This is a genomic window from Arthrobacter sp. Rue61a, assembly GCF_000294695.2.
GTDB lineage: Bacteria > Actinomycetota > Actinomycetes > Actinomycetales > Micrococcaceae > Arthrobacter > Arthrobacter aurescens_A.
On the sequence record NC_018531.1, the window covers coordinates 478,407 to 504,792 of the forward strand.

The 26,386-nt window shown below is 62.6% G+C and carries 23 protein-coding genes; 12 read left to right on the forward strand and 11 right to left on the reverse strand.

What is annotated here, in order from left to right:
• Positions 1-59 precede the first annotated feature (59 nt).
• The 8 genes from ARUE_RS02350 to ARUE_RS02385 all read left to right on the forward strand — a co-directional run bounded on the left by ARUE_RS02350 (position 60) and on the right by ARUE_RS02385 (position 8,614).
• Complete coding sequence (locus ARUE_RS02350; RefSeq protein ID WP_014920592.1) at positions 60-1,457, forward strand: cryptochrome/photolyase family protein; 1,398 nt, start codon at positions 60-62, stop codon at positions 1,455-1,457.
• 42 nt (positions 1,458-1,499) lie between these two features.
• Entirely contained in the window at positions 1,500-2,072 is a 573-nt protein-coding gene (locus tag ARUE_RS02355; RefSeq protein WP_286140206.1) for a hypothetical protein, read from the forward strand.
• Positions 2,073-2,193: 121 nt separating this feature from the next.
• A complete protein-coding gene (locus tag ARUE_RS02360) occupies positions 2,194-3,693 on the forward strand; it encodes a CoA-acylating methylmalonate-semialdehyde dehydrogenase (RefSeq protein WP_014920594.1) in 1,500 nt (499 codons plus the stop codon).
• Positions 3,693-4,766, forward strand: a complete 1,074-nt coding sequence (locus tag ARUE_RS02365; RefSeq protein WP_014920595.1) for an enoyl-CoA hydratase/isomerase family protein — start codon at positions 3,693-3,695, stop codon at positions 4,764-4,766. Before ARUE_RS02360 ends, ARUE_RS02365 begins: the two co-directional genes overlap by 1 nt.
• A complete protein-coding gene (gene mmsB, locus ARUE_RS02370) occupies positions 4,763-5,704 on the forward strand; it encodes a 3-hydroxyisobutyrate dehydrogenase (protein ID WP_014920596.1) in 942 nt (313 codons plus the stop codon). The genes ARUE_RS02365 and mmsB overlap by 4 nt, the downstream gene beginning before the upstream one ends.
• 45 nt (positions 5,705-5,749) lie before the next feature.
• Positions 5,750-6,529, forward strand: a complete 780-nt coding sequence (locus ARUE_RS02375) for an enoyl-CoA hydratase (protein ID WP_011773258.1) — start codon at positions 5,750-5,752, stop codon at positions 6,527-6,529.
• Between the two features lie 168 nt (positions 6,530-6,697).
• The gene (locus ARUE_RS02380) at positions 6,698-7,486 is read left to right on the forward strand and encodes a hypothetical protein (protein WP_011773259.1); all 789 of its coding nucleotides are present in this window, start codon (positions 6,698-6,700) and stop codon (positions 7,484-7,486) included.
• Positions 7,487-8,107: 621 nt separating this feature from the next.
• Positions 8,108-8,614: a dihydrofolate reductase family protein gene (locus ARUE_RS02385; RefSeq protein ID WP_014920598.1), complete on the forward strand. Its 507-nt coding sequence runs from the start codon at positions 8,108-8,110 to the stop codon at positions 8,612-8,614.
• 67 nt (positions 8,615-8,681) lie between these two features.
• Here the strand turns inward: ARUE_RS02385 and ARUE_RS02390 are convergent, their stop codons facing one another.
• Complete coding sequence (locus ARUE_RS02390) at positions 8,682-9,347, reverse strand: TenA family protein (protein WP_014920599.1); 666 nt, start codon at positions 9,345-9,347, stop codon at positions 8,682-8,684.
• Positions 9,348-9,454: 107 nt separating this feature from the next.
• On the opposite strand from ARUE_RS02390, the gene ARUE_RS02395 reads away from it, so the two are divergent.
• Both ARUE_RS02395 and ARUE_RS02400 read left to right on the forward strand, forming a co-directional pair.
• Positions 9,455-10,321 (forward strand): universal stress protein, encoded by an 867-nt coding sequence (locus tag ARUE_RS02395; protein WP_014920600.1) that lies wholly within the window; start codon positions 9,455-9,457, stop codon positions 10,319-10,321.
• Between the two features lie 73 nt (positions 10,322-10,394).
• Positions 10,395-11,735: an HNH endonuclease gene (locus ARUE_RS02400; RefSeq protein WP_043469704.1), complete on the forward strand. Its 1,341-nt coding sequence runs from the start codon at positions 10,395-10,397 to the stop codon at positions 11,733-11,735.
• A 22-nt stretch (positions 11,736-11,757) separates the two neighbouring features.
• On the opposite strand, the gene ARUE_RS02405 is transcribed toward ARUE_RS02400, so the two are convergent.
• Both ARUE_RS02405 and ARUE_RS02410 read right to left on the reverse strand, forming a co-directional pair.
• Entirely contained in the window at positions 11,758-12,267 is a 510-nt protein-coding gene (locus ARUE_RS02405) for a MarR family winged helix-turn-helix transcriptional regulator (protein WP_011773264.1), read from the reverse strand.
• Between the two features lie 42 nt (positions 12,268-12,309).
• Positions 12,310-14,028 (reverse strand): AMP-binding protein, encoded by a 1,719-nt coding sequence (locus ARUE_RS02410; RefSeq protein WP_014920602.1) that lies wholly within the window; start codon positions 14,026-14,028, stop codon positions 12,310-12,312.
• 133 nt (positions 14,029-14,161) lie between these two features.
• On the opposite strand from ARUE_RS02410, the gene ARUE_RS02415 reads away from it, so the two are divergent.
• Positions 14,162-15,379, forward strand: coding sequence for an acyl-CoA dehydrogenase family protein (locus ARUE_RS02415; RefSeq protein WP_014920603.1), 1,218 nt, complete (start codon positions 14,162-14,164; stop codon positions 15,377-15,379).
• A 60-nt stretch (positions 15,380-15,439) separates the two neighbouring features.
• On the opposite strand, the gene ARUE_RS02420 is transcribed toward ARUE_RS02415, so the two are convergent.
• The 4 genes from ARUE_RS02420 to ARUE_RS02435 all read right to left on the reverse strand — a co-directional run bounded on the left by ARUE_RS02420 (position 15,440) and on the right by ARUE_RS02435 (position 21,185).
• Positions 15,440-17,020 (reverse strand): APC family permease, encoded by a 1,581-nt coding sequence (locus ARUE_RS02420; RefSeq protein ID WP_043469707.1) that lies wholly within the window; start codon positions 17,018-17,020, stop codon positions 15,440-15,442.
• Positions 17,021-17,165: 145 nt separating this feature from the next.
• On the reverse strand, positions 17,166-18,818 hold the full coding sequence (locus ARUE_RS02425; protein ID WP_014920605.1) for a GMC family oxidoreductase: 1,653 nt from the start codon (positions 18,816-18,818) through the stop codon (positions 17,166-17,168).
• Positions 18,819-20,330, reverse strand: coding sequence for an aldehyde dehydrogenase family protein (locus tag ARUE_RS02430; protein WP_014920606.1), 1,512 nt, complete (start codon positions 20,328-20,330; stop codon positions 18,819-18,821).
• Between the two features lie 81 nt (positions 20,331-20,411).
• On the reverse strand, positions 20,412-21,185 hold the full coding sequence (locus tag ARUE_RS02435; RefSeq protein ID WP_014920607.1) for a hypothetical protein: 774 nt from the start codon (positions 21,183-21,185) through the stop codon (positions 20,412-20,414).
• A gap of 185 nt (positions 21,186-21,370) precedes the next feature.
• On the opposite strand from ARUE_RS02435, the gene ARUE_RS02440 reads away from it, so the two are divergent.
• Positions 21,371-22,957 carry a molybdopterin-dependent oxidoreductase gene (locus ARUE_RS02440; protein WP_430515951.1) on the forward strand — a complete coding sequence of 529 codons (1,587 nt, stop codon included), beginning with the start codon at positions 21,371-21,373 and terminating at the stop codon, positions 22,955-22,957.
• A 278-nt stretch (positions 22,958-23,235) separates the two neighbouring features.
• Here the strand turns inward: ARUE_RS02440 and ARUE_RS02445 are convergent, their stop codons facing one another.
• The 4 genes from ARUE_RS02445 to nadE all read right to left on the reverse strand — a co-directional run bounded on the left by ARUE_RS02445 (position 23,236) and on the right by nadE (position 26,342).
• The gene (locus ARUE_RS02445; protein ID WP_014920609.1) at positions 23,236-23,820 is read right to left on the reverse strand and encodes a TetR/AcrR family transcriptional regulator; all 585 of its coding nucleotides are present in this window, start codon (positions 23,818-23,820) and stop codon (positions 23,236-23,238) included.
• A 44-nt stretch (positions 23,821-23,864) separates the two neighbouring features.
• Positions 23,865-24,623 carry a MerR family transcriptional regulator gene (locus ARUE_RS02450; RefSeq protein ID WP_014920610.1) on the reverse strand — a complete coding sequence of 253 codons (759 nt, stop codon included), beginning with the start codon at positions 24,621-24,623 and terminating at the stop codon, positions 23,865-23,867.
• A 77-nt stretch (positions 24,624-24,700) separates the two neighbouring features.
• Entirely contained in the window at positions 24,701-25,351 is a 651-nt protein-coding gene (locus ARUE_RS02455; protein WP_011773274.1) for a PadR family transcriptional regulator, read from the reverse strand.
• Between the two features lie 169 nt (positions 25,352-25,520).
• Entirely contained in the window at positions 25,521-26,342 is an 822-nt protein-coding gene (gene nadE / locus ARUE_RS02460) for an NAD(+) synthase (protein ID WP_014920611.1), read from the reverse strand.
• Positions 26,343-26,386: the final 44 nt, after the last annotated feature.

Below are 26,386 nucleotides of genomic sequence, written 5' to 3' on the forward strand. Positions count from 1 at the left end.
AGGATTCTTAGGGGGCATGGGCTGTTCCCGTTTCCGGAGGTTCCCGCTGAAAGGAATTAATGAAACCGTCCATCGTTTGGTTTCGCGACGACCTGAGGGTCGCCGATAACCCGGCCTTACGTGCCGCCGTCGACGACGGTGCGGCCGTTGCCCTCTACGTCCTTGACGAAGAGTCGCCGGGCATCCGCCCCCATGGCGGGGCCGCGCGCTGGTGGCTCCACCACTCGCTGACCGCCCTCCGTGGGGACCTGGACAAGCTTGGTGTTCCCTTGCTGCTCCGCCGGGGGCCGGCCACTGACGTGCTCCGGGAGACCACGACGGCGATCGGTGCCGGCGGCTTGTACTGGAACCGGCGGTACGGTTCCGCTGAGCGAACGGTGGACGCCGACATCAAGGCTTGGGCGGGTGAGGCAGGACTGCATGTCTCGAGTTTTCAGGCTTCCCTCCTCCATGAGCCGTGGGAGGTTACCACCAAAACGGGCGGACAGTACAAGGTTTTCACCCCCTTCTGGCGGACCGTGTCTGCGCAGGATTTCCGCGAGCCGCTGGCCGTACCGGAAGCAGGCCATGGATTCACCGGAAAGCTGCCCGTGTGTGACCAGCTGGAATCGTGGCAGCTGCTGCCCACTAAACCGGACTGGTCCGGGGGACTGGCTGAGATGTGGACGCCGGGAGCTGCCGCAGGGCACAAACGGCTGGCCCGGTTCGTGGCGGACGGCCTGTCCAACTACAGTGAGGGCCGCAATCGTCCGGATACAGATGGAAGCAGTTGCCTCTCGCCTTACCTTCGCTGGGGTGAGCTCAGCCCGTTCGAGGTGTGGCATGCACTGGGATCCAAACGCTCCGAGAGCGCTTCGATTTATGCCTCGGAGCTGGGCTGGCGTGAATTTTGCTGGCACCAGTACTTCCACAATCCACAGCTCGCAACGGCCAACCTTCGCCCGGAATTTGACCGCTTCCCGTGGGCGTGGCCGGGTAATAACGGCAACGGCGGCGGTGGCAGGCATCCTGGCCACGAGTCAGCGCCGGAGGAGTTCCGTGCCTGGCAGCAGGGCCGCACAGGTTTCCCCATGGTGGACGCGGGGCAGCGGCAGCTGTGGCATACAGGCTGGATGCACAACCGCGTCCGCATGGTGGCCGCCAGCTTCCTGGTGAAGAACCTGGGCATTCATTGGCAGCTCGGGGAGCAGTGGTTTTGGGACACCCTGGTGGACGCCGATCCTGCGTCGAACCCCGCCAACTGGCAGTGGGTAGCCGGCTCAGGGGCGGATGCTTCACCGTTCTTCAGGATCTTCAACCCGGAGGCTCAACGGGTTAAGTTCGATCCCCAGGGGAAGTACATAGCCCACTGGATTCCGGAGTTCGGAACGCCCGAATACGCGGAGGAAATCGTGGACCTTAAAACCACCCGGGCGGAAGCGCTGGAAGCGTACAAGGAGATGAGGGAGGTCCACTAGGGCTCCCCGAGGTTCCACCGGGGCCGACTATAGGCTGAAGGCATGTCAACCGAGCTCATCCTGAAGATTGTCATCGCCGCGGTCGTCGCAGTGTTTCTTGCAGTAGTTACATGGTGGGCCCGGAAGCACCCCAACAGGTCCAAGGAGTATCCGGAACAGGTCCGCATGCCCAAGGTTGTTCCGATTGTTGGCTGGCTTTTCCTGAGTGTGGGTCTTCTCATGAGCCTGGTCTCGTTCACCTATGACCGTTCCCCTTTGGGCGCCCGAATCACCGCCGTCGCGATTTTCCTGGGCGGCCTGGCCTTCGTGCTGATGTACCGCAACTGGTACGTGGCTCCGCGCGCCCACGAGGTTGCTTTCCGCACAGTGCTTGGCAAGGAACACGTAGTTCCCTACAGCGACATTGCCAACTACCGTGTGCAGGTGATGAAAGGGCAGCCAATCCTGACGGTCAAATCCATTCACGGGGTGAAACTCAGCCTGAACATCCGGACCTACGACGTGACGCCCCTCATGACGGCCATCGATTTCCACAAGGTCACCGGCCACTGGCCTGCCCGCACGGACGTGGTGGGTGAAGGCGCTGGGGCTGAAAAACACCCCTCTGGAAATTAGTAGGAAGTCCGAGTATATTCGGATTCAGAGATGACCTGGATCACAGTTGGTCACGTGTTCCGCAGTGGTCCCAGCACCCGGCGGCACGGCAGTCATTCACGATGCAAAGGAGCATTTCACCATGGTGCGCGAGCTTTCCCACTACGTAGACGGCCAGAGAATTGACGGCACGTCCGGCCGGTTCAGTGATGTCTACGATCCTTGCACGGGCGAAGTCCAGGCGCGGCTTCCGCTGGCCAGCGCGGACGAGGTTCGCGACGCCGTCGCAAATGCCGAAAAGGGCCAGCTCGAATGGGCGGCCATGAACCCGCAGCGCCGGGGACGCATCCTGCTCAAGTTCGTGGACCTGGTCAACCAGAACATGGACGAACTCGCCAAGCTCCTGTCCTCCGAACACGGCAAAACCTTCGCGGACGCCAAAGGCGACATCCAGCGCGGCATCGAGGTAGTAGAGTTCTCCGCCGGGGCACCACACCTGCTCAAGGGCGAATTCTCGGACAACGCCGGCCAAGGAATCGATGTCCATTCGCTCCGCCAGCCGCTCGGCGTCGTCGCAGGCATCACTCCCTTCAACTTCCCCGCCATGATTCCGCTGTGGAAGTCCGGCCCGGCGCTCGCAGCCGGCAACGCGTTCATCCTTAAGCCCTCGGAGCGGGACCCCTCCGTGCCGCTCCGCCTGGCCGAGCTCTACAGCGAAGCCGGCGTGCCGAACGGCGTCTTCAACGTGATCAACGGGGACAAGGAAGCAGTGGATGCGCTGCTCGAAGATCCGCGGGTCAAGGCCATTGGATTTGTGGGCTCCACGCCCATCGCCCAGTACATTTACGCCACCGCCGCCGCGCACGGTAAGCGCGCGCAGTGCTTCGGCGGGGCGAAGAACCATATGGTGGTCATGCCCGACGCCGATCTGGACATGGCTGCCGACGCCCTGATTGGTGCCGGATACGGTTCCGCAGGCGAACGGTGCATGGCGATCTCCGTTGCCGTGCCCGTTGGACAGGAAACCGCCGATGCTTTGGTGGACAAGCTGACCGAGCGCGTCAAGCACCTCAAGGTGGGCCACAGCCTGGACAAGGACTCGGACTTCGGCCCCGTGGTGGCTGCTTCCGCCAAGGAGCGAATCGAAGGCTACATCCAATCGGGCGTCGACGAAGGGGCAACACTGGTCACGGACGGACGCGGCCTCACCGTGGACGGTTACGACGGCGGGTTCTGGGTGGGCCCCACGCTCTTCGACAACGTCACCAAGGACATGAAGATCTACAAGGAGGAGATCTTCGGTCCCGTCCTCAGCGTGCTGCGTGCGGCTGACTACGACGAAGCGCTCAGGCTCTGCAGTGAGCACGAGTTCGGCAACGGCGTCGCCATCTTCACCCGCGACGGCGACTCCGCCCGCGACTTTGCCAGCCGCGTGGAGGTAGGCATGGTGGGCATCAACGTACCCATCCCAGTCCCGATCGCGTACTACACCTTTGGCGGCTGGAAGGCGTCCGGCTTCGGCGACCTCAACCAGCACGGCGCCGATGCTTTCCGCTTCTACACCAAGACCAAAACCGTGACGTCGCGGTGGCCCTCCGGCATTCGCCAGGGCGCCAGCTTCATCATGCCGGCAGGCAGCTGATGGAGTCTGTGGGGTCAGAGGAAGAAGTTCTGTTTGAGCGCCGCGGCAATCTGGGCATCGTGACGCTCAATCGCCCCAAGGCAGTCAACGCACTGAACGCTGGAATGGTGAAAACCATGCTCAGCCAGTTGACGGATTGGGCGGCCGACGACGCCGTTGCCACCGTTTTGGTGCGCGGCGCGGGCGACCGTGGGCTGTGCGCCGGTGGCGACATCGTGGCCATTTACAAGGACATGCTGCACGGCGGCACGGAGACGGCCGAGTTCTGGGCTGACGAATACCGGCTCAACGCGCTCATCTCGCACTATCCCAAGCCATACGTCGCGTTCATGGACGGGCTGGTTTTGGGTGGCGGCGTGGGTATTTCGGCGCACGGTTCCGTTCGCGTGGTCACCGAGAGGACGCGCACCGGCATGCCGGAAACCACCATCGGTTTCGTCCCCGACGTCGGAGGCACCCTTTTACTTTCACGCTCACCGGGGGAGACCGGAACGCATGCAGGGTTGACCGGAGCGCACTTATCCGGTGCGGACGCACTGTTCCTGGGGCTCGCGGATCACTTCGTGCCGTCCCAAAGCCTCCCCGCGTTGGCGGAAGCGCTGGAAAGCTCGACGGCGACGGCCGCCGTCGAGCGCTTTGCCCAAGCCGCGCCGGACTCGGCTCTCGCGGCACAGCGGGAGTGGATCGACGCCGCGTACGCGCATGACGATGCTGAGGAAATTGTGCGGAGCCTTCGGACTTTGGGCGACGAAGCAGCCGCCGCGGCGGACACGATCGAGGCGAAATCCCCAACGTCCGTGAAGGTGGCGCTTGAGTCCTTGCGGCGGGTCCATGGGATGTCCCTCGAAGAAGCACTGGACCAGGAATACCGAGTGGGCTTGCGATGCCTGGCCGGGCCTGATTTCCGGGAGGGCATCCGCGCACAGGTGGTGGACAAGGACCGTAACCCGCAGTGGAAGCCGGCGACGCTCGCTGAAGTCCAGGCGTCCGACGTCGAGGGCTACTTCGCGCCGCTCGGCGAACGGGAGTTGGGACTGACCAGACTAAGCAGCCAGTTGAAGGAGACGACATGACAGAGAACGCAGCTATGTCAGATATCCAAGCCCCGGCAACGGGACTCATCGCTTTCCTTGGCCTGGGCCATATGGGTGGTCCCATGGCTGCCAACCTGATCAAAGCCGGGCACGATGTTGTTGGCTATGACCCCGTTCCGGCGGCCGTCGAGGCAGCCCTCGCCCATGGGATTCCCATGGCTTCCACGGCGCATGAGGCGGCAGCGGAGGCGGCTGTGGTGTTGACCATGCTGCCCAGCGGCAAGCATGTGCTGGACGCTTATCGCGGTGTGGATGGGCCGGGGCTACTGTCTGTCGCCAAGCCGAACACCCTGTTCCTGGACTGTTCCACCATCAACGTGGACGAAGCCCGTGAGGCCGCGGTGATCGCGCTGAAAGCCGGTCACCGTTCGGTGGATGCCCCTGTTTCCGGCGGCGTGGTGGGGGCCGAAGCCGGCACCTTGACGTTCATGGTGGGAGCGTTGCCCGACGACTTCGAAACCGTGAAGCCGATCCTGGAGCTCATGGGCAAGAGAATTGTCCACTGCGGTGATCACGGCGCAGGGCAAGCCGCCAAGGTTTGCAACAACATGATCCTGGGTGTGTCCATGATCGCCGTTGCCGAAGCTTTCGTGCTCGGCGAGAAGCTTGGGCTCACGCACCAGGCATTGTTCGATGTTGCATCCAACGCATCGGGCCAGTGCTGGGCGCTGACCACCAACTGTCCTGTTCCGGGGCCGGTTCCCACCAGCCCCGCTAACCGCGACTACCAGCCCGGCTTCGCAGGCGCGCTGATGGCCAAAGACCTGCGCCTGGCCGTGAATGCCTTGGAAAGCACAGGCGTTGCTGCAGAAATGGGTCCCTTGGCCTCACGTATTTACGACGCCTTTGCCGCCGGTGAAGGCGCCGGGAGGGACTTCTCGGGGATCATCACGGAGATCCGGGATAAATCCGTGTGAGAGTTTGGAACTGAACTTATGACCAGCATTGCGGAGAGGGAGAGCATGACGGAGCAGTATCAGAACATCGTGGTTGAACATCGGGGACGGGTTGGTTTGGTGACACTGAACCGGCCCGAGGCTCTGAACGCGCTCAATACTGCTCTCATGAATGAGCTCGTGGACGCTGTTACGGCCATGGACACTGATCCGGACGTTGGGGCCGTGGTGATCACGGGATCGGCTAAAGCGTTTGCTGCCGGAGCTGACATCAAGGAGATGTCTTCCAACAGCTACATGGAGATGTATGCAGCGGACTGGTTCCGGCGTTGGGAGGACCTCACCCGGCTCCGCATCCCTGTTGTTGCTGCAGTGTCCGGCTTTGCCCTGGGCGGAGGCTGCGAACTGGCCATGATGGCCGACTTCATCATCGCCGGGGACAACGCCAAGTTCGGCCAGCCCGAGATCAACCTGGGCGTGATCCCGGGAATGGGTGGGTCCCAGCGGCTCACCCGGGCGGTGGGCAAGGCGAAAGCCATGGACATGGTCCTGACGGGGCGGTTCATGGATGCCGAAGAGGCTGAACGCTCCGGCTTGGTGTCCCGTGTTGTTCCCGCCGCAGAGGTGATCGACGAGGCTCTTAAGGCTGCCGAAGTCATCGCCTCCAAGTCGAAGCCCGCCGCGATGGTGGCCAAGGAAGTCGTCAACGCAGCCTTTGAGATGGGTTTGGCGCAGGGCGTGGTGTTTGAACGCAGGGTGTTCCACTCTCTCTTTGCCACCGAGGACCAGAAGGAAGGCATGGCTGCGTTCAGCGAGAAGCGTCAGCCGGAGTTCAAGCACAGGTAGCTTTCGGTATTGCAGCACTGGTGTCGTTTACGGCAGCGGTCTCAATACTTCATTGTCACGGGCTCCGTGCGGGGAGGAGACTTGAGGCGACGGCATCCCATCTGGGGCCGCCCGCGGGGCCACCCGGCTGCGGAGCCTCACAGCACCCCGTAGCGGCCTGGTGGATCAATGAGTTCTGTGACACCCCTCGAAAAGGCCGCTCAACGGTCGCGCCATCTCTTGCCTTTGGTGACTATCGCCCTGATTGGATGCCTCGGCGGGTGCGAATATGAACCCGATAGCATCGCCTTCCCGTCCGTCAGTTCTCCGATTACGGAGGCCCGCACGGTCCCGCCGCTGCCGGAGAGTCGCGACACCCGCACGGTCCCATCGCTGCCGGAGAGTGGCGACATCGACGCCGGCACATACCTGGTCCCCGTCGCCGGCTACAAGGAGCCTTTCGAGATCACGGTGCCAGCCGGCTGGTTCGCTCTCGACGGCCACAGCCTGGGCAAGGACGACCCGAATCACCCGGCTGAATGGGCCGTCTACCTGACTCTTTCGCGCGCGTACTATGTGGCGAAGGACGCATGCATCTGGAGGGGCGCCCTTGCCGATTCCGGTCCGTCGGCCGAGGCCTTCGTTGACGCGATGGCGGCGCAGTCGTCAACGGCAAGCACCCCTCCCGCCAAGGTCATGGTAGGCAATTACTCCGGCTTCGAGTTTCACCACTCCGTCGAGGGCAACGTGGACATCACAGCCTGCAACGGCGGTCAGTTATGCATCCACTCAGAAGATACACAACGCTGCTCACGCTGGTACTTGACTCAGAATGAACACGAAACCTACCGGGTGGTCGACCTGAACGGCCAGCGGGCTGTCGCCGCGGTGGGCCATATCGACGAATCGATCGATCCGGAGCTGATGAGAGAGGCACGCGCCCTCTTCGACTCGATTGTGTTCAGGTCCGCCAAGTGACCAGCTGATGCGATAGGCGATCGTAAGCGGAGAACGGTAAGGGGTGTCGCTGCGTGTCAGCTTCGACCAGCCAGGAACGGAAGGTTTTTCGCGTCACGTTTTTCGATCAGCCACCACTTAGCTAATGAACAACCCGCAACGAGGTGCTGGCTCATGCTGTCGCAGCACTGCTCGCGGGGTTGGGTGCCGCGAAGTAGACCCTCGCGGCCCCGATTGTTCACCGTTGGTCAGCTCGATGGGGACTTCGGCCTGACCAACAAAATCCGTTCCATTGCTGCTGCCCCCCGGCTTCGCAATGGTACGAAGAGCCTGCTGCGTGAGACCCGGCGGGTGTGTGGCTGGCTGGACCCCTGTCCGGCCAGCCACATCTTGCGAACCCGCTATTCCGCGTAACTAGAAGGCACTTAACGCGACGATGAGGAAATCAATGGCTGCGCAATTCTGCGATAACGATGACTGTCCGGATAGTTGGCACTGGACGGAGCTGCACTGCACGGATGTAGGCGCTACACCCGAAAGTTGCCGGGATACCTCCGAGGAGGAACACCGGGAAGGGCTTGTGGGCTCATTCTTCGCGGCGTAGGCTCCTTCGGGCCGGAACCGGAGGGGAGGAGTTCGCTCATGGGACAACTGATCGTCCAGGATTTTGTGACCGCCGACGGATACGCCGCCGACAGCAACAACGAGTTCAAGGCGTATGAACTGTTGGAAGGTGGAACGGCTGAGTTTGACCGCGCCCAGCTCGAATGGCTCGGCAGCGTTGAAGCCATGGTCCTGGGCGCCAACACGTACAGGTATTTCGTTGAGTTCTGGCCAACGCCCGCGTCGGAGGGCGAGATCATCGCGCCTGCACTCAATGGCCTGCGACGACATGTCTTCTCACGCCAACTGGAGGCAGCCCCCTGGGGCGACTTCCCGCCGTCGACCGTTGAATCCGGCGACGCCATCCAGGCGATCCGCCGAATCAAGCGGGAGTCCGCAAAGGACATCGTCCTCTGGGGGAGCCTGTCGCTCGGCGAGACGTTCTTCGCCGCCGGAGAAGTGGACGCCGTCCGGCTTGTGGTCATGCCGGTTGGCCAAGGCTCAGGCAGGGGCGTGTTCCCGGCAGGCCACCACCTGCACTGCTGAAGCTCGAGGACGTGAACAGCTACGACCAAGGCCTGGTGGAGCTGAGCTACACAGTCCGGAAACGGCCCTAAACCGAAGCGTCCGCGGGCACCAGCGCGGCGTCAAAGAACGCGCGCTCCAGCCGCACGGCCTCCGCGAAGGTCGCGGCAACGCCTTGTCGTTCCGCGACGTCAACGGGCTCGACGGCGTCAAACTCGTCGCGTAGCCACGTCACCCACGCGTTGTACTCGGGGTTGTTGTGGAGGCGGATCCACTCGGCATGCTTAGCGTGCGCCGGCCAGCGGGCGGGTTCGCCGGCGCGGGCAGCCCAGTCTCCGTAGAGCCACTCGGCAACCAGCAGCACTGCCAAGACGTTCGGGTAGGAACGGGTGGCGAGGGTGCTCCGCATCAGGTGGTCGAAGTTGCGGGTTGCTGGTCCCAGCGCGGGTGCGGCGCGGTCCGCCTCCGGAACGTCGAGTTCGTTGAAGCAATCCTGGAAATACGTATTCTCGTCAGAAGCGAAAGCCCCCAGAACAGCGGCAAACACCAGACGCGAAGGCAGCGAAGGCGCCGATGCCACCGCCTGGCCGAGGAGAGCCGTGAAGGCATCGCAGAACTGATAATCCTGTACGAGGTAGCCGCGCAGGTGGTCATCGGAAAGAGACCCGTCCAGCAGCTGGTCCACGAACGGATGGTTGACGGCGGCGTCCCAATCCTCGGCGTACTGGTTCTTGAGTTCTTCGGCAAAGCCCACGGTGTTTCCTCCTGAGTTGTCAGCAACGGAGCCTAGCAGCGTACTGCGTCATAACGGCGGGCGTTACGCTCTGGTGCCTCGCCCGGTGCCAGCGTAGGCTCTGGGCCATGACGAACCAGCGCACCATGGTGGTTGGCTATGACGGATCCGAAGAATCAAACCTCGCCGTCCAATGGGCCGCTAAGCACGCGATCCTCCGGGACTGTTCCCTCCACGTTGTGCACTGTTCTCTGTGGGTCCTGCTATCCCACAACAGGGGTCCCGTTCCTGGTGTCGCTGATAGCGGTCTGGAACGGGCGGCCCAAAAAGTACTCGAAGAGGGAATGGCGCTCGCCAAGGAGACTGTCCCCGATCTGGAAGTCCGCACCACCTTGCTGCACGGGATGCCGCGCGATCACCTGGCCCACGTTTCAGTCGGTGCCGAGATGCTGGTGCTCGGAAGCCGGGGCCTCGGTGGGTTCATGGGGTTGCTGGTTGGTTCCGTGAGCTTGGAGATGGCGGCAACTGCAGAGTGCCCTGTGGCAGTGATTCGTGCAGACGACCATCCTGAGGGTCCGGTGCTGCTTGCCGTTGATGACGCGGGATCACCGGCGGCCCTTGAGGATGCCTGCGATTTCGCGGCGGCAACTGGTGCCGATCTCATGATCGTTCACGTATTGCACGAGCCGGTTGGCTATCGCCGGTTGCGTGAGCCGGTGGAGGCGTACCCGGAAGCTGAAGCCTTGCTTGATTCGGTGCTGAGCCAAGCCCGTCACAAAGCTCCTGGCATCGCCGTGACCGGAGAGTTGTTGGTGGACGCCTCCTTCTCCAAAGCCATCGTCAAAGCTTCGCAGGGTGCACGCATCACGGTGCTGGGGACCAAAGGACATGGACTTATTAAGGGCACCATAGGCTCCACTGCCCACGCTGTGCTCCATCACGCCCACAGCCCTGTGTTGGTTTCCCGTCGCAGAGCCACATCCGAGGTCGCGTAGGGCGGGGCTTCCAATCGGCTCTCCTGCAATCGATCGGCCTTATATTGTCGGTGCCTGCTGCAAGAGTTAGGGCATGGAGCGGATTGGGGAGAAGCAAGCGGGCGCAGTAATGGCGCTTGGGCGCGCTCCGGTAGTTACGGATTCCCTTCAAGCCGCCACGGTTCCGGCCAACACCGTCAGTACTGACCTGATCGAACAGCTGCGGGTCTTGGAGGAGATGAAGTCGGCCATAACCGCTTTGCAGGCACGGGTAGCTGTGGCTTTCGATCTTGCCCAGCGTGCTGAACAGGCTGAGGCAGGTGTCCCTGCCTCGGAGCGTGGCCGGGGTGTGGGGGCTCAGGTGGCGTTGGCCCGGCGGGAATCCCCGAACCGCGGGGGCCGGTTGCTGGGTTTGGCCAAGGCCCTTGTGACGGAGATGCCACGGACGTTGGCCGCCCTGCAGTCCGGGTACTTGAATGAATGGCGTGCCACGCTGCTCGTCAAGGAAACAGCGTGCTTGTCTGCGGAGGACCGGTGTGCCGTGGATGAGGAACTCGCCCCCGATGCCGGAACCTTTGACGGGAAGGGCGACAAGGCGATCATTGCCGCGGCTAAGGCTGCAGCGTACCGTCGTGATCCCCGCTCGGTAGTCGGGCGTGCCAGCCGTGCCGCAGCGGAGCGGACCGTGAGCCTGCGCCCGGCGCCGGACACGATGAGCTATTTGACCGCACTGCTACCGGTGGCCCAAGGCGTGGCGGTCTACAAGGCGCTGACCCAGGCGGCTGATTCAGCCCGTTCCAGCGGCAATGCAGAGTCTTTCGAGGATGTGGGGTCCGGCCGGGTTGTCCGGCCCCGCGGCCAGGTCATGGCCGACACCCTGGTGGAACGCATTACGGGCACCCCGGGCGGGATTTCGGGGATCACCATTGACCTCGTCATGACCGACCGCACCCTCTTTCAAGGTGACAGCGAGCCGGCCAGGCTCCAGGGGTACGGAGTCGTCCCGGCAGAGTGGGCCAGAACTGTTGTTGGTGAGGAACAGTCAGCCCGGGACCGGGAGTTCTCTGTCTGGCTTCGCCGGCTCTATACCGCGCCGGCTACCGGAGAACTCCTTGCCACCGACTCCAAAGCCCGGCTTTTTAGCGGCCGCCTCCGGCGCTTCATCAAAACCCGTGACGATAGCTGCCGGACGCCATATTGCGATGCGCCCATCCGGCATATAGACCATGTGATTCCGTGGCACTCCGGAGGACAAACAAACCTCGCCAACGGTGCAGGACTTTGCGAAGCATGCAACCACACCAAGGAAAACCCCGGCTGGACCACCCGAGCCGTACGTGCGGACGTGCACACCTTGGAAATCAGCACCCCCACCGGGCACACGTACCAATCAAAGGCCCCACCCCTGCCGGGACACCGCCCCTCCAGGACATAGGAGCTTCTCTGGGGTGAACCCTCTATTCCTCCGTGAAGTCCCCTGCGTCCCTGCGGAAGGTGCCGAGGACGCGGATGAGGTGATCGACGTCGTCGGCCCCGAAACCTGACTTGCCGAAAACCTCCGCGTTCAGTGCCGTTGTCGCCTTCTTGGCGAGGGTGCGGCCCTCTGCGGTGAGCTCTATCAGGGTGGTTCGCCCATCTGTTGGGTGCGGTGAGCGGGCAACCAGGGCGGCTTTTTCCAAGCGGTCGACGGCGTTGGTCACCGAGGTGGGATGGACCTGCAACAGTGCGCTGGCTTTGTTCATGGGCAGCGCCCCGCTGCGGGCGAAACTCAGCAACGCCAGGAGCTCATAGCGCGCGAACGTTAGCCCGAACGGTTTGAGCACTGTTTCGATGCGCGCCAGCAAGATCTGCTGTGTGCGCATGATCGCGGTGATGGCAGCCATGGGCGCTGCAACGTCGCCCCAACCATGCCGTTCCCAGTTGCGCTGGGCGTCGGCGATGGGGTCGCGGGGGAGGGGGGTGCCCATGGGCCTCCTTCTGTTGCTCGATTGGCCTAGTGTTCCGGGTGGCTAGTCTTTCAGATTCGGGAACTCTTCCTCGGTGTATTCGACGCCCAAACCAGCCGGCAACGGACCAGCGCCATGCCGGGCGACTTCCGACCCGCGAAGTTCTACGCGCCGGATCTTGCCCGAAATCGTCTTTGGCAGTTCGCCGAATTCGAGCCGCCGGATGCGCTTGAACGGCGCCAGATGCTCGCGGCAATACTTAAGAATGTCCTCAGCCACCGCGGGGCCGGGTTCGTAGCCCGCAGCCAACACAACGAACGCCTTGGGCACCGAGAGCTTCACCGCATCAGGCGAAGGAACGACGGCGGCCTCCGCCACTGCGGGGTGTTCGATCAGGACGCTTTCAAGTTCGAAAGGCGACAGGCGGTAATCGGAGGACTTGAAGACGTCGTCATCCCGGCCGACGTACGTGATGACGCCGTCGGAATCCCGGCTTGCCATGTCGCCCGTGTGATAGTAGCCATCGCGGAAGGCTTCGGCGGTCTTGGCTTCGTCGCCGAAGTAGCTCTTCATGAGCCCCACGGGCCGGGGATCCAGACGCAAGCAGAGCTCGCCGTCGTCGGACTCCTGCCCGGTGAGCGGATCCACCAGGACAACGTCGTACCCGGGAAGCGGCCGTCCCATCGAGCCGATCTTCACCGGCTGCGCGGGTGTGTTGGCAATCTGGACTGTGGATTCGGTCTGGCCGAAGCCGTCGCGGATGGTGACTCCCCAGGCTTCCTCCACTTGGCCGATCACCTCGGCGTTGAGCGGTTCACCCGCCGAGACCACCTTGCGGGGCGGGGATGTGAGTTGGGTGAGGTCGGCCTGAATGAGCATGCGCCATACCGTCGGCGGCGCACAGAAACTCGTGACGCCTTCGCGGCCCATTTGGTCCATCAGGGCGGCGGCGTCGAAGCGCTGGTAGTTGTAGATGAAGACCGTGGCCTCCGCGATCCACGGCGTGAAGACGTTGGACCACGCATGCTTGGCCCAGCCGGGGGAGGCAACGTTGAGGTGGACGTCGCCAGGTTCCAGGCCGATCCAATACATCGTGGACAGGTGGCCCACGGGATACGACGTGTGGGTGTGCTCTACGAGTTTGGCCCTGGACGTGGTGCCGGAGGTGAAGTACAGCAGCAAGGTCTCGTCAGCGCGAGTGGGCGCGTCGGGCGTGAAGTCCGTGCCGGCGTCGTACGAGTCTGCGTACTGTTTGGCGTCCGCGTTGGTGCGTTGCGCACCGATCTCAACCAGCGTGTAGTTGCCCTCGACGTCGGCAAACTTGCCGATGTTGGCACTTCCGACCGCCATCCAGGTGGCCCCGCCGCGTTCCACCCGGTCTTGAAGGTCGCGGGCCCCCATGAGGGTGGTGGTGGGGATCATGACAATGCCCAGTTTGATGCCGGCCAGCATGAGTTCCCACAGCTCAACCTGGTTGCCGAGCATGATGATCATATGGTCGCCACGCTTGACGCCTTGATCCCGCAGCCAGTTGGCGAGCTGGGAGGACCGCTGGGAAAGGTCTTTGAACGTGCGGCGGGTGGAACTGCCGTCCTGTTCCACGATGACCAGCGCGGGCTTGCTGCCTCTGGTCTCGTCTGCGGCGATCTGGTCGAACCAATCGAGGGCGAAATTGAACTCCTCGAAGCGTGGCCACTGGAATTCGGAGTGGGCCTGTTTGTAGTCCTCGCGCAGTTCCAGCAGCCGGTCGCGGGCCGCACGGAAGTCTTCTGTGACTGTCATAGTCCGCCTTTCGCCTCGGTTTGCGTTGGCATCTTTGCCGCAGCATCCCGCCTAGTGATCCACATCACCTTGCAATATACTAGGACATCCAAGGGTTTGGAAGAGCCCATGCGGGACATGACGAAGGGGTCTAATGCTCGACGAAAAAGCTGCCGGCACCGTTACCAGCGGTGCGGCGTCAGAACGCGTCCTGCCTCCTTATCCGGAGGCGGACTTGATGCACGTCATCGACCTGCTCCCAACGGAAGAGCGTGTGCGGTACCTCGAGATCAGGGAGTTCCTGCAAACGCGGATACGGGCCGCCAGCATTGACTACTGGAACCGGGAGGAATTCCCGTTCGGGCTGCTGGCGGACATGGCCAAGTTCGGGCTCGGCGGACTGCAGACGGACGGCTCCTCCAAGCTGTTCAAAGGCCTCATGTACACGGAAATCGCCCGCGCCGACGTGTCACTTTCGGCGCTGGTGGGCATCCATAACGAACTCATTGTGGGCATGATCCACGAGCTCGGTTCTGACGAACAAAAGCGCAAGTGGTTGCCCGGGCTGGAAGCTTTCACCCAGCTCGGCGCCTTCGCACTTACTGAACCGGACCACGGTTCCGACATCGCCGGAGGACTCTCGACGACGGCGCGACGCGACGGCGGCGAATGGGTCATCAACGGTGCCAAGCGCTGGATCGGGGCGGGGACCATCGCGGACTTCGCGTTGGTTTGGGCCCGCGATCTTGCCGACGGGCACATCAAGGGCTTCATCGTGGAGACGGACCGCCCAGGCTACTCGGCTACCAAGATCTCCAACAAGATCGGCCTGCGCATCATGCAGAACGCGGACATCGTGTTGGACGAGGTCCGAGTTCCTTTGGAGAACCTGCTGCCCGGAGCCACGGAATTTTCCCGTGCAAATGATCTTTTGCGAGATTCCCGGGCATGGGTTGGCTGGCAGGCCGCGGGCATCCAGTTGGCAGCGTTTGATATCGCCCGTTCTTACGCGTTGGAGCGCAAGCAGTTCGGCAAGGAACTGGCGCGTTTTCAGCTGGTGCAACAGCAGCTCGCGGACATTCTGGGCAATGCCAACGCCTCCCTGTCCATGATGGTTGAGCTCGCCCGGATCCAGCAGGCCGGGAACCTCGAAATGGTGCAGGCGGCCATGTGCAAGGCCACCACCACCCGGCTTGCCCGATCATCCGTGTCGATGGGCAGATCCCTCTTGGGAGGGAACGGGATCACCACGGATTACGAGATGGCCAAGCTCTTTGGCGACGCTGAGATCCTGTACACGTACGAGGGCAGTTACGAGATCAACTCGATGATCGTGGCCCGCGCGGTCACGGGGAAGTCGGCGTTTGTGTGATCACGCAAAAGCACTCCTTCGCCGGCGTGACGCTGGCGAAGGAATGCTTTTGCGTGCGAGCTAAGAGTTTGGGGCTGCCACCAAGGCCGGGTCAGGAGGTGTGGTGACGGCCGCCGCGTGTTCGGCCAGGACCCCCGTCCGATGCCTGATGCGAAGACGGTAGAGCAGCGTTCCGCCGATGATGACCGCGGCAACGAACATGACGCCGCCCCATTGCAGGTACCACTCGAACGGCGGCACCGAGTTGTAGATTTCCGGTCGGGGCCACACAAGGTTCAGCGTCATGGCTCCGCCCCAAAGCACCGCCAGGATGTTCACGGGCAGTCCCCACTTGCCCAGGCTGAATCCCGGTTCTGATCCGTCGTCCTTGAGGGGCCACTTCTTGAGGAACCGCCGCCGCAGCATGGGCACAGTGACCAGCAGGTAGGACAGGTAGATCAGCACGATGCTGATGCTGGACAAAATGGTGAAGATGGCTGGCTGGGAGATGTTGACGATCAGGGGAATCACCGCCACTACACCGATAACGATTGCCGCAACCGTGGGTGTTTTCCGGGTGGGGTGCACTTTGCTGAGCTGACGGCTAAAGGGAAGGTTGTTGTCCCTGGCCATGGCAAACATCATCCGGATAGCTGCTGCATGGACAGCCAGCGTACACACAACTACAGCTACTACGATGCATGCCAGGAACGCCTTGCCGAACGGACCACCCAGCACTGAAAGCACGATGTACTGCAGTCCGCCATCGGCCGCCCCGAGCTTGGGATCGGAAAGATCGGGGGCCGCCAGGATTCCGCCCAGAAGGAGCAGCCCTCCCAAAAGGAAGGATGCCGTAACGGCACGGAGGATCGCCCTGGGAGCCGTGCGCTTGGGGTCCTTGGTTTCTTCACCCAGGGAACTGGCGGTGTCGAACCCGTACATGACATAGCCGGATGCCATGGCAGCAATGAGGAACACGCCAAAGAAGCCCAAGGGGTGTTCTTCGCCGAACCCGGCAGTATCGAGCAGGACTTCGGGTCCTCGCACGGAGTGCCAGATGAGCGCCGCAATGAGCAGGACGGCAGCAACCAGCTCCACGAACACGCCCACACTGTTGATCATGGTCATGAGCTTCACGCCGAACGCGTTGATGAGCGTGGAAATGCCGATCATGATGGTGGCCAGGATGACCCCATTGACGGCGAAGTCGTAGGGACCCGTTCCGTCGCCCACCAACTGGAAGCCACTCCAGATCTGCGGCAACGTGATTTGGAGGGCCAGGGCAACGGACCCCAAGGCCATGATGGAGGAGAGCAGCAGCAACCAGCCCGCCAGCCAGGCCCACGTTCCGGTTGAAAGCCTCTTTGCCCAGTTGTAGACCGACCCGGCCACCGGATAACGCCCCGCCAGTTCGGCAAAGCACAGGGCAACCATGAGTTGGCCGACGAAGACGATAGGCCACGACCAGGCATAGGCGGGTCCCGCCGTCGAAAATCCAAAGTAAAACAACTGAAAAACGCCGGTGAGGATGGAGATGTAGCTGACGCCAGCGGCGAAGCTGGCAAACTTACCGATGCTGCGGTCAAGGGTTTGGGCGTAGCCAAACTCGTCCATACCGCTTGCATCGCTCTTGCAGGGTCCTATTTTGCTGGGTTCTGACATTCGAACTCCTAACTCAGACATGCACGAATGGTGATAACCTGCGGCCGCCATTGGACGCAGTGGATATCAAAGTCCGGGCACCACGGTGTGCCTCGGGCTGTTTCCCCCATTGTTTGTAGCGTGGGTCTAAAAGCAGGGCGCCTGATCAGGCGAGGGACAAGCTGAAGTCGGCTTCCGCCGTCGTGGTTTCCTCCGTCCGGCTGGCACTGAGGTCGGCCTTGATAAGGTCGGCGCAACGTTCGCCAATCATCATGACGGTGATGTTGGGGTTCACGGTGACGTGTTCCGGCATGACGGAGGCGTCGGCCACGCGCAGCCCGGTGACGCCCTTGACCCGCAGTTCGGGATCCAGGGGTGACATGTCATCGGCCACAGGTCCCATCCGGACTGTGCCAACCGGGTGGTAGACGGTGTTGTGGGTTTTGCGGATGTAGTCCTGCAGTTCCTCGTCGGTCTGTGCCTCGATGCCGGGAGAAAGTTCGCGGCCGGTCCATTCGGCCATGGCCGGCTGCCCAGCGATTTCCCGGGCCTTGCGGATACCGGCCACCATGACGCGCATATCGTGGCCCTCCGGATCGGTGAAATACCGGGGGTCCACCATGGGCTTGTCGCGGAAGTCCCTGCTCCGCAGACGAACGGTCCCGCGTGAACGCGCGTGGGTGACGTTCGGCGTGAGACTGAAGCCGTTCTCCGTGGTGGGGTAGCCGTAGCGCAAGGTGTTCATGTCGAAGGGCACGGAGCCGTAGTGCATCATCAGGTCGGGGCGGTCCAAGCCCTCCTCGGTGGGAGTAAAGATACCGATCTCCCACCACTGGGTGGAGGCTTGCACCATGGGCTGCTTGGCCTCGAACTGCACAACGCCTTCCGGGTGGTCTTGCAAGTGCTCGCCGACGCCCGGGGAATCCACCAGGACCTCGATGCCGTGCTGTTCGAGGTGCGCCGCCGGGCCTATGCCGGAGAGCATGAGGAGCTTGGGGGAGTCGATCGCGCCGGTGGACAGGATGACCTCGCGATGCGCTGAGAGCCGGTGCGTCCGGCCAAACGCTGAATCAACGACGTCGACGCCGGTGCAGCGCTTCTCTGCGTCAAACACCAGTTGGCGTGCCCGCAGGCCCGTCAGCAGTGTGAAGTTTTCGCGATCGACGATGGGGTGAATATAGGAGACCGAGCTGGAGGAACGCGTCCCATCCGAACGGCGATTGATCTGGAAGAAATTGGCGCCGTTGATCACGGTGGTGCCGTCATTGAACTTTGTGCGGGGGATGCCAACCTGCTCGCAGGCATCAAGGAGCGCGACGCCGGCGGGATCGTTTGGCGGAACGTTCATCAAATGCACAGGACCGGAATCGCCATGGTGGGGAGCATCCGGGCCGGCGTCCTCATTGGATTCCAAACGCTGGTACAACGGCCACGCGGCATCAGCGTTCCAGCCGGTGGCACCGTACTTTGACTCCCACTCGTCCAGGTCTTCGCGGGGAGCCCAGAAGGCGATGCAGGAGTTGTGGCTGGAACAGCCACCCATCACCTTTGCGCGGGCGTGGCGCATGAAGGAGTTGCCGTTCTCCTGCGGTTCCACCGGGTAGTCCCAGTCGTAGCCGGATTCCAGCAGCTCCATCCAGCGGTCCAGCTGCAGGATCTCCGGCAGATTACGGTCATCAGGTCCGGCTTCCACCAAGGCCACGGTGACGGCAGGGTCTTCGCTCAGCCGGGCGGCGACGGCAGCTCCTGCAGATCCTCCGCCGATGATGACGTAGTCGAACCCGCGCTCACTGAGGTCTTCAATGTTGTCAGTGTGCATCTATTTCTCCTTGCCGTGGTCTGCGAACCAGCCGGTCACCTGAGGGCTGGTGTTCTGGTAGATGTGCTTGGCTTCCTGATACTCACCCAGCCCGGTGGGGCCGAGCTCGCGGCCGACGCCTGACTGGCCGAAGCCGCCCCACTCGGCCTGGGGAAGGTAGGGGTGGTAGTCGTTGATCCAGACCGTGCCGTGCCGCAAACGGCCCGCTACCCGCTGGGCCTTGCCGGCGTCCTGGGTCCACACGGCACCGGCCAGCCCGTAGATGGTGTCGTTGGCGGTGGCTACGGCTTCGTCCTCAGTGCGGAAGGTTTCCACTGTGACTACCGGGCCGAAAGCTTCGTCAACCACTACCGACATTCCCCTTTGAACGCGGTCCAGGACGGTGGGCTGGTAGTAGAAGCCGGCGTCGAACTTCTCACCTTCGGGTGCCGCGCCGCCGCACCGCAGCCGAGCGCCTTCTGCCACACCACGCTGCACGTAGGCATCCACCTTCTCCCGGTGTGCCGCGGAAATCAGTGGTCCGCTTTCAGCAGACTCGTCGAACGGGCCACCGAGGCGGATGTCCTGCGCCCTGCGGACCAACTCATCGACGAAGCGCTCGGCGATGGATTCCTCCACTACCAGCCGCGCCCCGGCGGAGCAGACCTGTCCAGAGTGCACAAAGGCGCCGTTCAGGGCATTGTCGACGGCGGCGTCGAAGTCAGCGTCAGCGAACACCACGTTGGGGTTCTTGCCGCCGAGCTCCAGCGCCACCTTCTTCACGGTGCCGGATGCGGCTGCGGCAATGCGCTTGCCGGTTTCCAGCCCACCGGTGAAGGAGACCAGGTCCACGTCCGGGTGCTCCGAAAGCGGTGCGCCCGCTTGTGCGCCCGGGCCGGTCACCAGATTGGCGACGCCGTCCGGCAAGCCAAGATCCTGTAGCAACTGCATGGTCAGGATGGCTGTGGACGGGGTCAGCTCGGACGGCTTAAGGACAAAGGTGCAGCCGGCCGCCAGAGCGGGTGCGATCTTCCATGCGGCCTGCAACAGCGGGTAGTTCCACGGCGTGATCAAGCCGCAGACGCCCACCGGTTCGTAGACGATCTTGCTGACGACGGCGGGGTCCCCGGCGTCGACTACCCGGCCCGCCGACTGCCCGGCGAGCCTTCCGAAATATTCGAAGCAGGCGGCGATGTCGTCGATGTCGATGCGACTTTCGATAATTCGCTTGCCGGTGTCCAGCGATTCGGCACGGGCGAACTTCTCCCGGCGTTCGCGCAACTCTGCTGCGACTTTGAGCAGGAAGGCGCCCCGCTCAGGGGCGGGGACTGAGGACCAAACGCCGGAGTCGAAGGCCGCGCGAGCAACAGCAATGGCGCGCTCGGTGTCTTGGCGGCCGGCTTCGGACACCGTGGCGACCAGTTCGCCGTCGGCCGGGTTGTGGATGCGGCTTACCGCACCGGATGCAGCCGGCTCCCACCGGCCGTTGATGAAAAGAGTGGAGGGGGAATCGGAAAATGTGGCTTGGGTCATACGATGGAGGTTAGTGCATCTTGAACATCTGTTCAAGGAAAATTATGAACAGATGTTCAAGTTACCGACGGGGTGCGAGCATCAAAGCGCGTTGATGGTGATGTTTTTGCGCATCTCAGGAAGCGTGGCTTTGAGAGTCTCGAGAGTCGGGCAAAGTGCTTCCACCTTGAGGGTGACCGCCGGCTTATTGAAGGTCCGAACCATGGTGTAGCCAAAGGCATTACCTGATGTATATGACACCGCCAACATGTCAACATCACGGTTACCGGCTGCACTGTAACCCAGTGTTGCGTCCTTGGCGGAAGCGATGAGTTCAGTCTTGTTGGGGAAGAGGATGGTGAGGACCTTCAAGGTTGATGCCCTGTCGTCGCCGGGTACGAGTTCGGAGGGCTGGTTTCGCACCTGAACCGTCCGTACCTTGCAGCGCGTGTTCTCGGAGCTGAAGGTCATCATGCCGTCTGCCGCCATGCGACTGTAGTCGCCTACCCAACCGGCGGTCGGGTCCGTCAGGGAGCTGGCGATGTCCGGGGTGTGCCCGCCGTTTTCATCCCCAAGAATCCTGTTGCCGTTGGCCCAGGTGAGATCTTCGGTGGCTGCATCGAGCCGTCCGCCAGGGCTGTCGCCGCCAACCCCCGCTGCTTCCTTGGATGAGGCTGCTTCCGTGGGTGAGGCTGCTTCCGTGGGTGAGGCTGCGCCTTGGGCGGCGCTCTGTGAGCTGGTGGAGCTAGTCGGGGCAGTGGAGGAAGCCTCGGTGGTGGCCGGTGCGCCGATGCTGCAGCCTCCCAGCGCGGCAAGGACAAATGCGGACGAGAGCAGTGCAAAGAACGGTGTGCGGTATGGGCTTGGGGTCATCATCAGGATCCTAGGATGTTTGTTCTAGGCCGAGGTGGAAGCCAGCCTCGGCGTATATCTATCGACTGGATTAATTTACCAGTCGGCACACCGTGACATCACAGAAGCGAGGACCTTCCGGCTCCTCAACTTTGATTTCCGAGAATGCTTACACCCATCCCTGCCCGCGGCTGCTACGAACTACTCTCATGAAAAAGCTCGGACTCCGGACCAAAGGCACTGAAACCATGGCGGCGCTGGCAGGCGTGGTCTCGGCCGCCGTCGTGCTGGCTATTGCCGAGCTGATCGGTGCATTCTTTACTGCCAGGGCAACCCCGGTGTTTGCCTTGGGATCCACCTTCATCGACTTCACGCCATCGTGGTTGAAGGACTTTGCGATCGCCACGTTCGGCACCAATGACAAGGCTGCGCTGTTCGTAGGCATGGGCCTGACGATCGCCGTGCTGGCCTGCGTGCTGGGAATAGTGGCTTATCGGAAGTGGGCCTTGGGTGTCCTCGGCGTGCTGTTCATGGGCGCAGTGATCGTGGCCTGCGTCCTGACCCGCGCCGGCGTGGGACCCGCCGACGCCATCCCCTCCGTTGTGGGAACCGTCTCCGGCCTCTTCGTCCTGCGCCGCCTCATGGTGCCGTTGTGGGGGGCGAAAGCGTGGCCGGAAGCCCCCGCTGACATAGCGGCTGACGCCGACAACCAGGCCGGGGGAGCCGGCACCAGCCGCCGTCGCTTCTTTGCTACCGCCGGGATCACTGCGGTGGCGGCGGGGATCGCGGCGACCGGTGGGCGGCTGTTGGGTGCTGCCCGCAACAACATCGCCCAGGCGCGGGATGCCCTCCGGTTGCCCACACCTGTCAGGGCTGCGCCCCCCGTGCCGGCGGGAGTCCAGTCCCCGGTCCCCGGAGTCTTGCCCTGGCTGACACCGAACAGTGAGTTCTACCGCATTGATACGGCCCTGAGCGTCCCGGAAATCAACATCAATGATTGGGAGCTGCGAGTGCACGGAATGGTGGAGGAGGAAGTCACCCTCACCTTCCAGGACCTTCTCGACGCTGATCTGATCGAATCGCACGTCACCCTCACCTGCGTGTCAAACCCGGTGGGTGGAAAGCTGGCCGGAAACGCCAAGTGGCTGGGCCTGCCCATCCGCGAAGTCCTGGCCAGGGCCAAGCCGAAGGAAGGCGCGGACATGGTGCTCTCCACATCCATCGACGGCTTCAGCGCATCTACTCCGTTGGAGGTCCTCCAGGATGACCGCGATGCCATGCTGGCCATTGGCATGAACGGTGAGCCACTCCCGGTGGAGCACGGATACCCCGTTCGGATGGTGGTTCCGGGACTGTACGGATTCGTCTCCGCCACCAAGTGGGTGGTGGACCTGGAGGTGACCCGCTTCGCGGACAGCAAGGCTTACTGGACACAGCGTGGATGGTCAGAACGTGGCCCCATCAAGACCATGGCACGTGTGGACGTACCCAAGTCCTTCGCGAAGTTCCCGCCAGGCAAGGTCGCAGTGGGCGGCACAGCATGGGCCCAGACGCGGGGAATCACCAAGGTGGAAGTACAGATTGACGACGGCGAGTGGGTGGAGGCAACCCTTTCGACCGAAGCTTCCACCATCACCTGGCGCCAGTGGTCTTACGAATGGGACGCCACACCCGGCATTCACTACGTCAAGGCCCGCGCCACCGATGGCACCGGCGAAGTCCAAACCGACAAGCGCGCCGACCCCGTACCTGACGGAGCCTCGGGCTGGCCGTCGGTGATGGTCACCGTGGAGTAATCGAAAATAAGTGTGAAGGGTGTGGCCGGCCCGGGGGTTTGGGCCGGCCACACTATCTACTTGGTGTAGTAGACATCACGCTCTGCTGACGCGTCATGGGGGGACAGTCAACAGTGCGCCGTGAAGACCATCCTGGCAGGCACGTCTCCTGGCCGGACTGGTCGTGGCTACCCGATAGCAGCACGCAGGGGGTAGCCTCACACCATTCAAGTGCAGCGGTCATCCAAAACGTGACGCCAATTTTCACCAGAAGTTAAAAGCGGCCGGTCATGGTGAGGCTAAGACGCGAAAGCGATCTGCTCTGTGCGCGCAATACCGCGCTCGATGGCTGCCTTGTCTATGCCCAAAAGAGTGGTGAGCCACATGCCGTTCTGCACCACCACGATGTCGGCTGCCCGGTCACTGCATTCATCAGGGGAAAGCCCCGGAACGGCATTCCCAATCAGGGCCGCAAGCCCTTGGAGATACCTGTCAAAGGCTGCGGCATTGATTCGCGCAAAGTCCTCATCCGCTTGGGCGAGAGCCCACAGGTGGAGGCGGAGGGACAGGTATGGTGTGGTCAGGAGCCCAGGGTCGGCAACGCGCCGAAGCGACTCCCGGAGTTGCTCGTCCGGGGTTGAAGTGGGCACCGGCTCCACCAGCAGGAGGTCGTGCTCTTCAATCTGGCGGAGCACCGCGCGGATCAGACTCGATTTGTCTTCGTAGTAGTAGTTCACAAGCCCAAGCGCGACGCCGGCTTCACGCGCCACAGCGCGCATGTTGATACCCGAAATGCCGTGACGGGACAATAGCTCCAGAGCTGCTTCGAGAATGCGTGTCTGCCTGTCAGCCTGTTCCCCGGACTTCACGGTGCTTGTACCCATTCGGCCAGACTATTGCCTAACTGGGATCAGCGCATCCTGGCCGCCTAGAGGTTCGTTTCCGCGTAAATCCGCAGCGCGTCCCGAACAAACGTTGCACCCGATTCTCCGCCGTAATTGGCCGCGAACCGCGGATCAGCCACGTACATTTCGCCGAGTCCCGTGACGTAACCCTTGACGTCTCCGCCAGGTGCCGCCGTCGGGGTTCCCGGAATGCCGCGGAGCCACTCGACGTGACGCCGCGCCAGGTCCTGCGCCTCGGTGCTTTCCGCCGAAACCCCGGATTCCGCGGCAGAGATCCAGTCCGCGCCCAACTTTTGGGCGCGTTCCTTCCACTGCTGCTTTTCATCTGCGCTCATACCGCGCCACCAGGAATCACTGGCGGCGTAGGCATCCTTGCCCCACCGCTCTTCCACCTCGTCCTTGTACTGAGTGTGGTCGAAGCCGTCAAACATGTCCTGTGCCATGTACTTTCCATCCCCTTTCATTGTGTCGATGGTCTGCCGAACGGAGGTGATCTGCCGGGTCAGCCTGTCCTGCTCCCGGGCGAGCCATTCCAGATGGCTGCTTAGCGCTTTGACGGTGTCCGTTTCGCGGTCAAGAACTTCGGCGATGGCCGGCAGGCCAAGCCCCAGTTCCCGTAGAAGCAGGATGCGCTGGAGCTGCACCAGAGCCGGACCGTCATAGTAGCGGTAGCCGTTATGGCCGGTCCGGCTTGGCTTGAGCAGCCCGATGTCGTCGTAGTGACGCAGCGTGCGGCTGGTTGTCCCTGCAATCTTGGCGATCTCCTGAATTGACCAGTCCATACGTCCTCCGTCCTGTGCTTGTTCTTCGACAGTAGAGGTTGACGTTACGTCAAGGTCAAGGGGATGGTGGCAAGCACTTAGTCGGCCAGGATCAGGTAGAGCGCCCGGCGCGTTTCGTCGAGCTTTTCGATGGCCGCCTGGCGCTGTTCGTCGGTAGCAGCCGCACGGAACTGATGGATGACACCCATGAGCTTGCCTACGCTTTGGTGGAACGCTGCGCCCGTTCCATCAGCCTCGGTGTTCCAGGCGTTGGCCAGTTCCTCTTCATGCTCGGCGACGTAAGCCTTGCCGTCGTCCGTGAGCGTGAACTCGGTGCGGCGACCCTCGCCGACGGCGACGATCAGTTCTTCGTCCACCAGTTGCTGCAGCGTGGGGTATACCGAGCCGGGGCTGGGACGCCAGGCGCCGGACGTCTTCTCGGCGATGGTCTTGATCAGGCCGTAGCCGTTGGATGGAGCCTCAGCCAGGAGCGAGAGAATCGCTGCGCGGACGTCGCCGCGATTGGCGCGGCGTGACCCGCCGGGCCCGAAGCCCCTCGGTCCGAAACCCGGGCCGAAGCCGGGACCAAAACCGCCCGGGCCGAAGCCTGGACCAAATCCGCCTCCACCATGGCCGCCCGGTCCGCGCCGGCCCTTGCCCCGGTTGAAGCGGCCTCGGCCGTGCCCGTGCTCGGGGTGTCCGTGACCATGCTCGGGAAAAGTGTTGTCGTGTTCGTTGATGCCTTTCATAACAGCATCGTCCTTTCGGTTGAATGGTTCGCCAAAGGAGTATCGGCGATAGTTAACGATATATCGGTAACTATCGGGACGTCAAGAGGTTTCTTAAAGCACGACGGCGGGTGGCAGCTTCTGTAGGGAAGCCGGCACCCGCCGTCGTGAATGGTCTAACGCGACGTAGCTATTTCCACCAGGTATCGAAGATGGTGACCGGAACGGTGCGCTTGTGACGCGTGCGCAGGTACTTCTGTTCCAGCAGCTCTGCCGCGTCCTCGGGAACGTCGCGGCCTTCAAGGTAGTCGTCGATGGTGTCGTAGGTGATACCGAGCTCGTCTTCGTCGGTACGGCCGGGCTTGTTGTCCAGGAGGTCGGCGGTGGGAACCTTCTCCCAAACCCGTGAGGGTGCGCCCAGCTCGGCCAGGAGTGCGCGGTTCTGGCGTTTGTTCAGGCCGAACAGCGGCAGGATGTCCGCGCCGCCGTCGCCGAACTTCGTGAAGAAGCCGGTGACGGACTCGGCGCCGTGGTCCGTTCCGATCACCAGGTAATTGTGTTCGCCGGCCAGTGCGTACTGGGCGATCATGCGTGCGCGTGCTTTGGTGTTGCCCTTATGGAAATCGGAGATCGGGGCGCCAGTGGTCTTCTCGAACTCCTCCTCGAAGCCGTCCACGGCTTGGGAGATGTTGTAGGTCCACTCGGTCTTGGCTTTGATGAAGTCGAGGGCTGCTTGGGCGTCGTCTTCGTCGTGCTGGATGCCGTAGGGGAGGCGGACAGCGACAAAGTTTGCGTCCACGCCCTCGGCTTCCAATTCCTCAACGGCCAACTGGGCGAGGCGGCCGGCCAGCGAGGAATCTATGCCGCCGGAGATACCTAGGACGAATCCCTTGGTGTGCGTCGCCTTCAGGTAATCCTTCAGGAAACCGACGCGTTTGCGGACCTCCTCTGCGGGGTTGATCCGGGGCTGGACGCCCATTTCTTCAATGATCTTGGCCTGGAGTTCGCGCATGGTCCAACACTAGTCAGCATGGCTGTGGACGCTCAACCATATTG

Coding starts and splice junctions, on each gene's coding strand:
- ARUE_RS02350 (WP_014920592.1), top strand. CDS start 60: ATGAAACCGTCCATCGTTTGGTTTCGCGACGACCTGAGGGTCGCCGAT.
- ARUE_RS02355 (WP_286140206.1), top strand. CDS start 1,500: ATGTCAACCGAGCTCATCCTGAAGATTGTCATCGCCGCGGTCGTCGCA.
- ARUE_RS02360 (WP_014920594.1), top strand. CDS start 2,194: ATGGTGCGCGAGCTTTCCCACTACGTAGACGGCCAGAGAATTGACGGC.
- ARUE_RS02365 (WP_014920595.1), top strand. CDS start 3,693: ATGGAGTCTGTGGGGTCAGAGGAAGAAGTTCTGTTTGAGCGCCGCGGC.
- mmsB (WP_014920596.1), top strand. CDS start 4,763: ATGACAGAGAACGCAGCTATGTCAGATATCCAAGCCCCGGCAACGGGA.
- ARUE_RS02375 (WP_011773258.1), top strand. CDS start 5,750: ATGACGGAGCAGTATCAGAACATCGTGGTTGAACATCGGGGACGGGTT.
- ARUE_RS02380 (WP_011773259.1), top strand. CDS start 6,698: ATGAGTTCTGTGACACCCCTCGAAAAGGCCGCTCAACGGTCGCGCCAT.
- ARUE_RS02385 (WP_014920598.1), top strand. CDS start 8,108: ATGGGACAACTGATCGTCCAGGATTTTGTGACCGCCGACGGATACGCC.
- ARUE_RS02395 (WP_014920600.1), top strand. CDS start 9,455: ATGACGAACCAGCGCACCATGGTGGTTGGCTATGACGGATCCGAAGAA.
- ARUE_RS02400 (WP_043469704.1), top strand. CDS start 10,395: ATGGAGCGGATTGGGGAGAAGCAAGCGGGCGCAGTAATGGCGCTTGGG.
- ARUE_RS02405 (WP_011773264.1), bottom strand. CDS start 12,267: ATGGGCACCCCCCTCCCCCGCGACCCCATCGCCGACGCCCAGCGCAAC.
- ARUE_RS02410 (WP_014920602.1), bottom strand. CDS start 14,028: ATGACAGTCACAGAAGACTTCCGTGCGGCCCGCGACCGGCTGCTGGAA.
- ARUE_RS02415 (WP_014920603.1), top strand. CDS start 14,162: ATGCTCGACGAAAAAGCTGCCGGCACCGTTACCAGCGGTGCGGCGTCA.
- ARUE_RS02420 (WP_043469707.1), bottom strand. CDS start 17,020: ATGTCAGAACCCAGCAAAATAGGACCCTGCAAGAGCGATGCAAGCGGT.
- ARUE_RS02425 (WP_014920605.1), bottom strand. CDS start 18,818: ATGCACACTGACAACATTGAAGACCTCAGTGAGCGCGGGTTCGACTAC.
- ARUE_RS02430 (WP_014920606.1), bottom strand. CDS start 20,330: ATGACCCAAGCCACATTTTCCGATTCCCCCTCCACTCTTTTCATCAAC.
- ARUE_RS02435 (WP_014920607.1), bottom strand. CDS start 21,185: ATGATGACCCCAAGCCCATACCGCACACCGTTCTTTGCACTGCTCTCG.
- ARUE_RS02440 (WP_430515951.1), top strand. CDS start 21,371: ATGAAAAAGCTCGGACTCCGGACCAAAGGCACTGAAACCATGGCGGCG.
- ARUE_RS02445 (WP_014920609.1), bottom strand. CDS start 23,820: ATGGGTACAAGCACCGTGAAGTCCGGGGAACAGGCTGACAGGCAGACA.
- ARUE_RS02450 (WP_014920610.1), bottom strand. CDS start 24,623: ATGGACTGGTCAATTCAGGAGATCGCCAAGATTGCAGGGACAACCAGC.
- ARUE_RS02455 (WP_011773274.1), bottom strand. CDS start 25,351: ATGAAAGGCATCAACGAACACGACAACACTTTTCCCGAGCATGGTCAC.
- nadE (WP_014920611.1), bottom strand. CDS start 26,342: ATGCGCGAACTCCAGGCCAAGATCATTGAAGAAATGGGCGTCCAGCCC.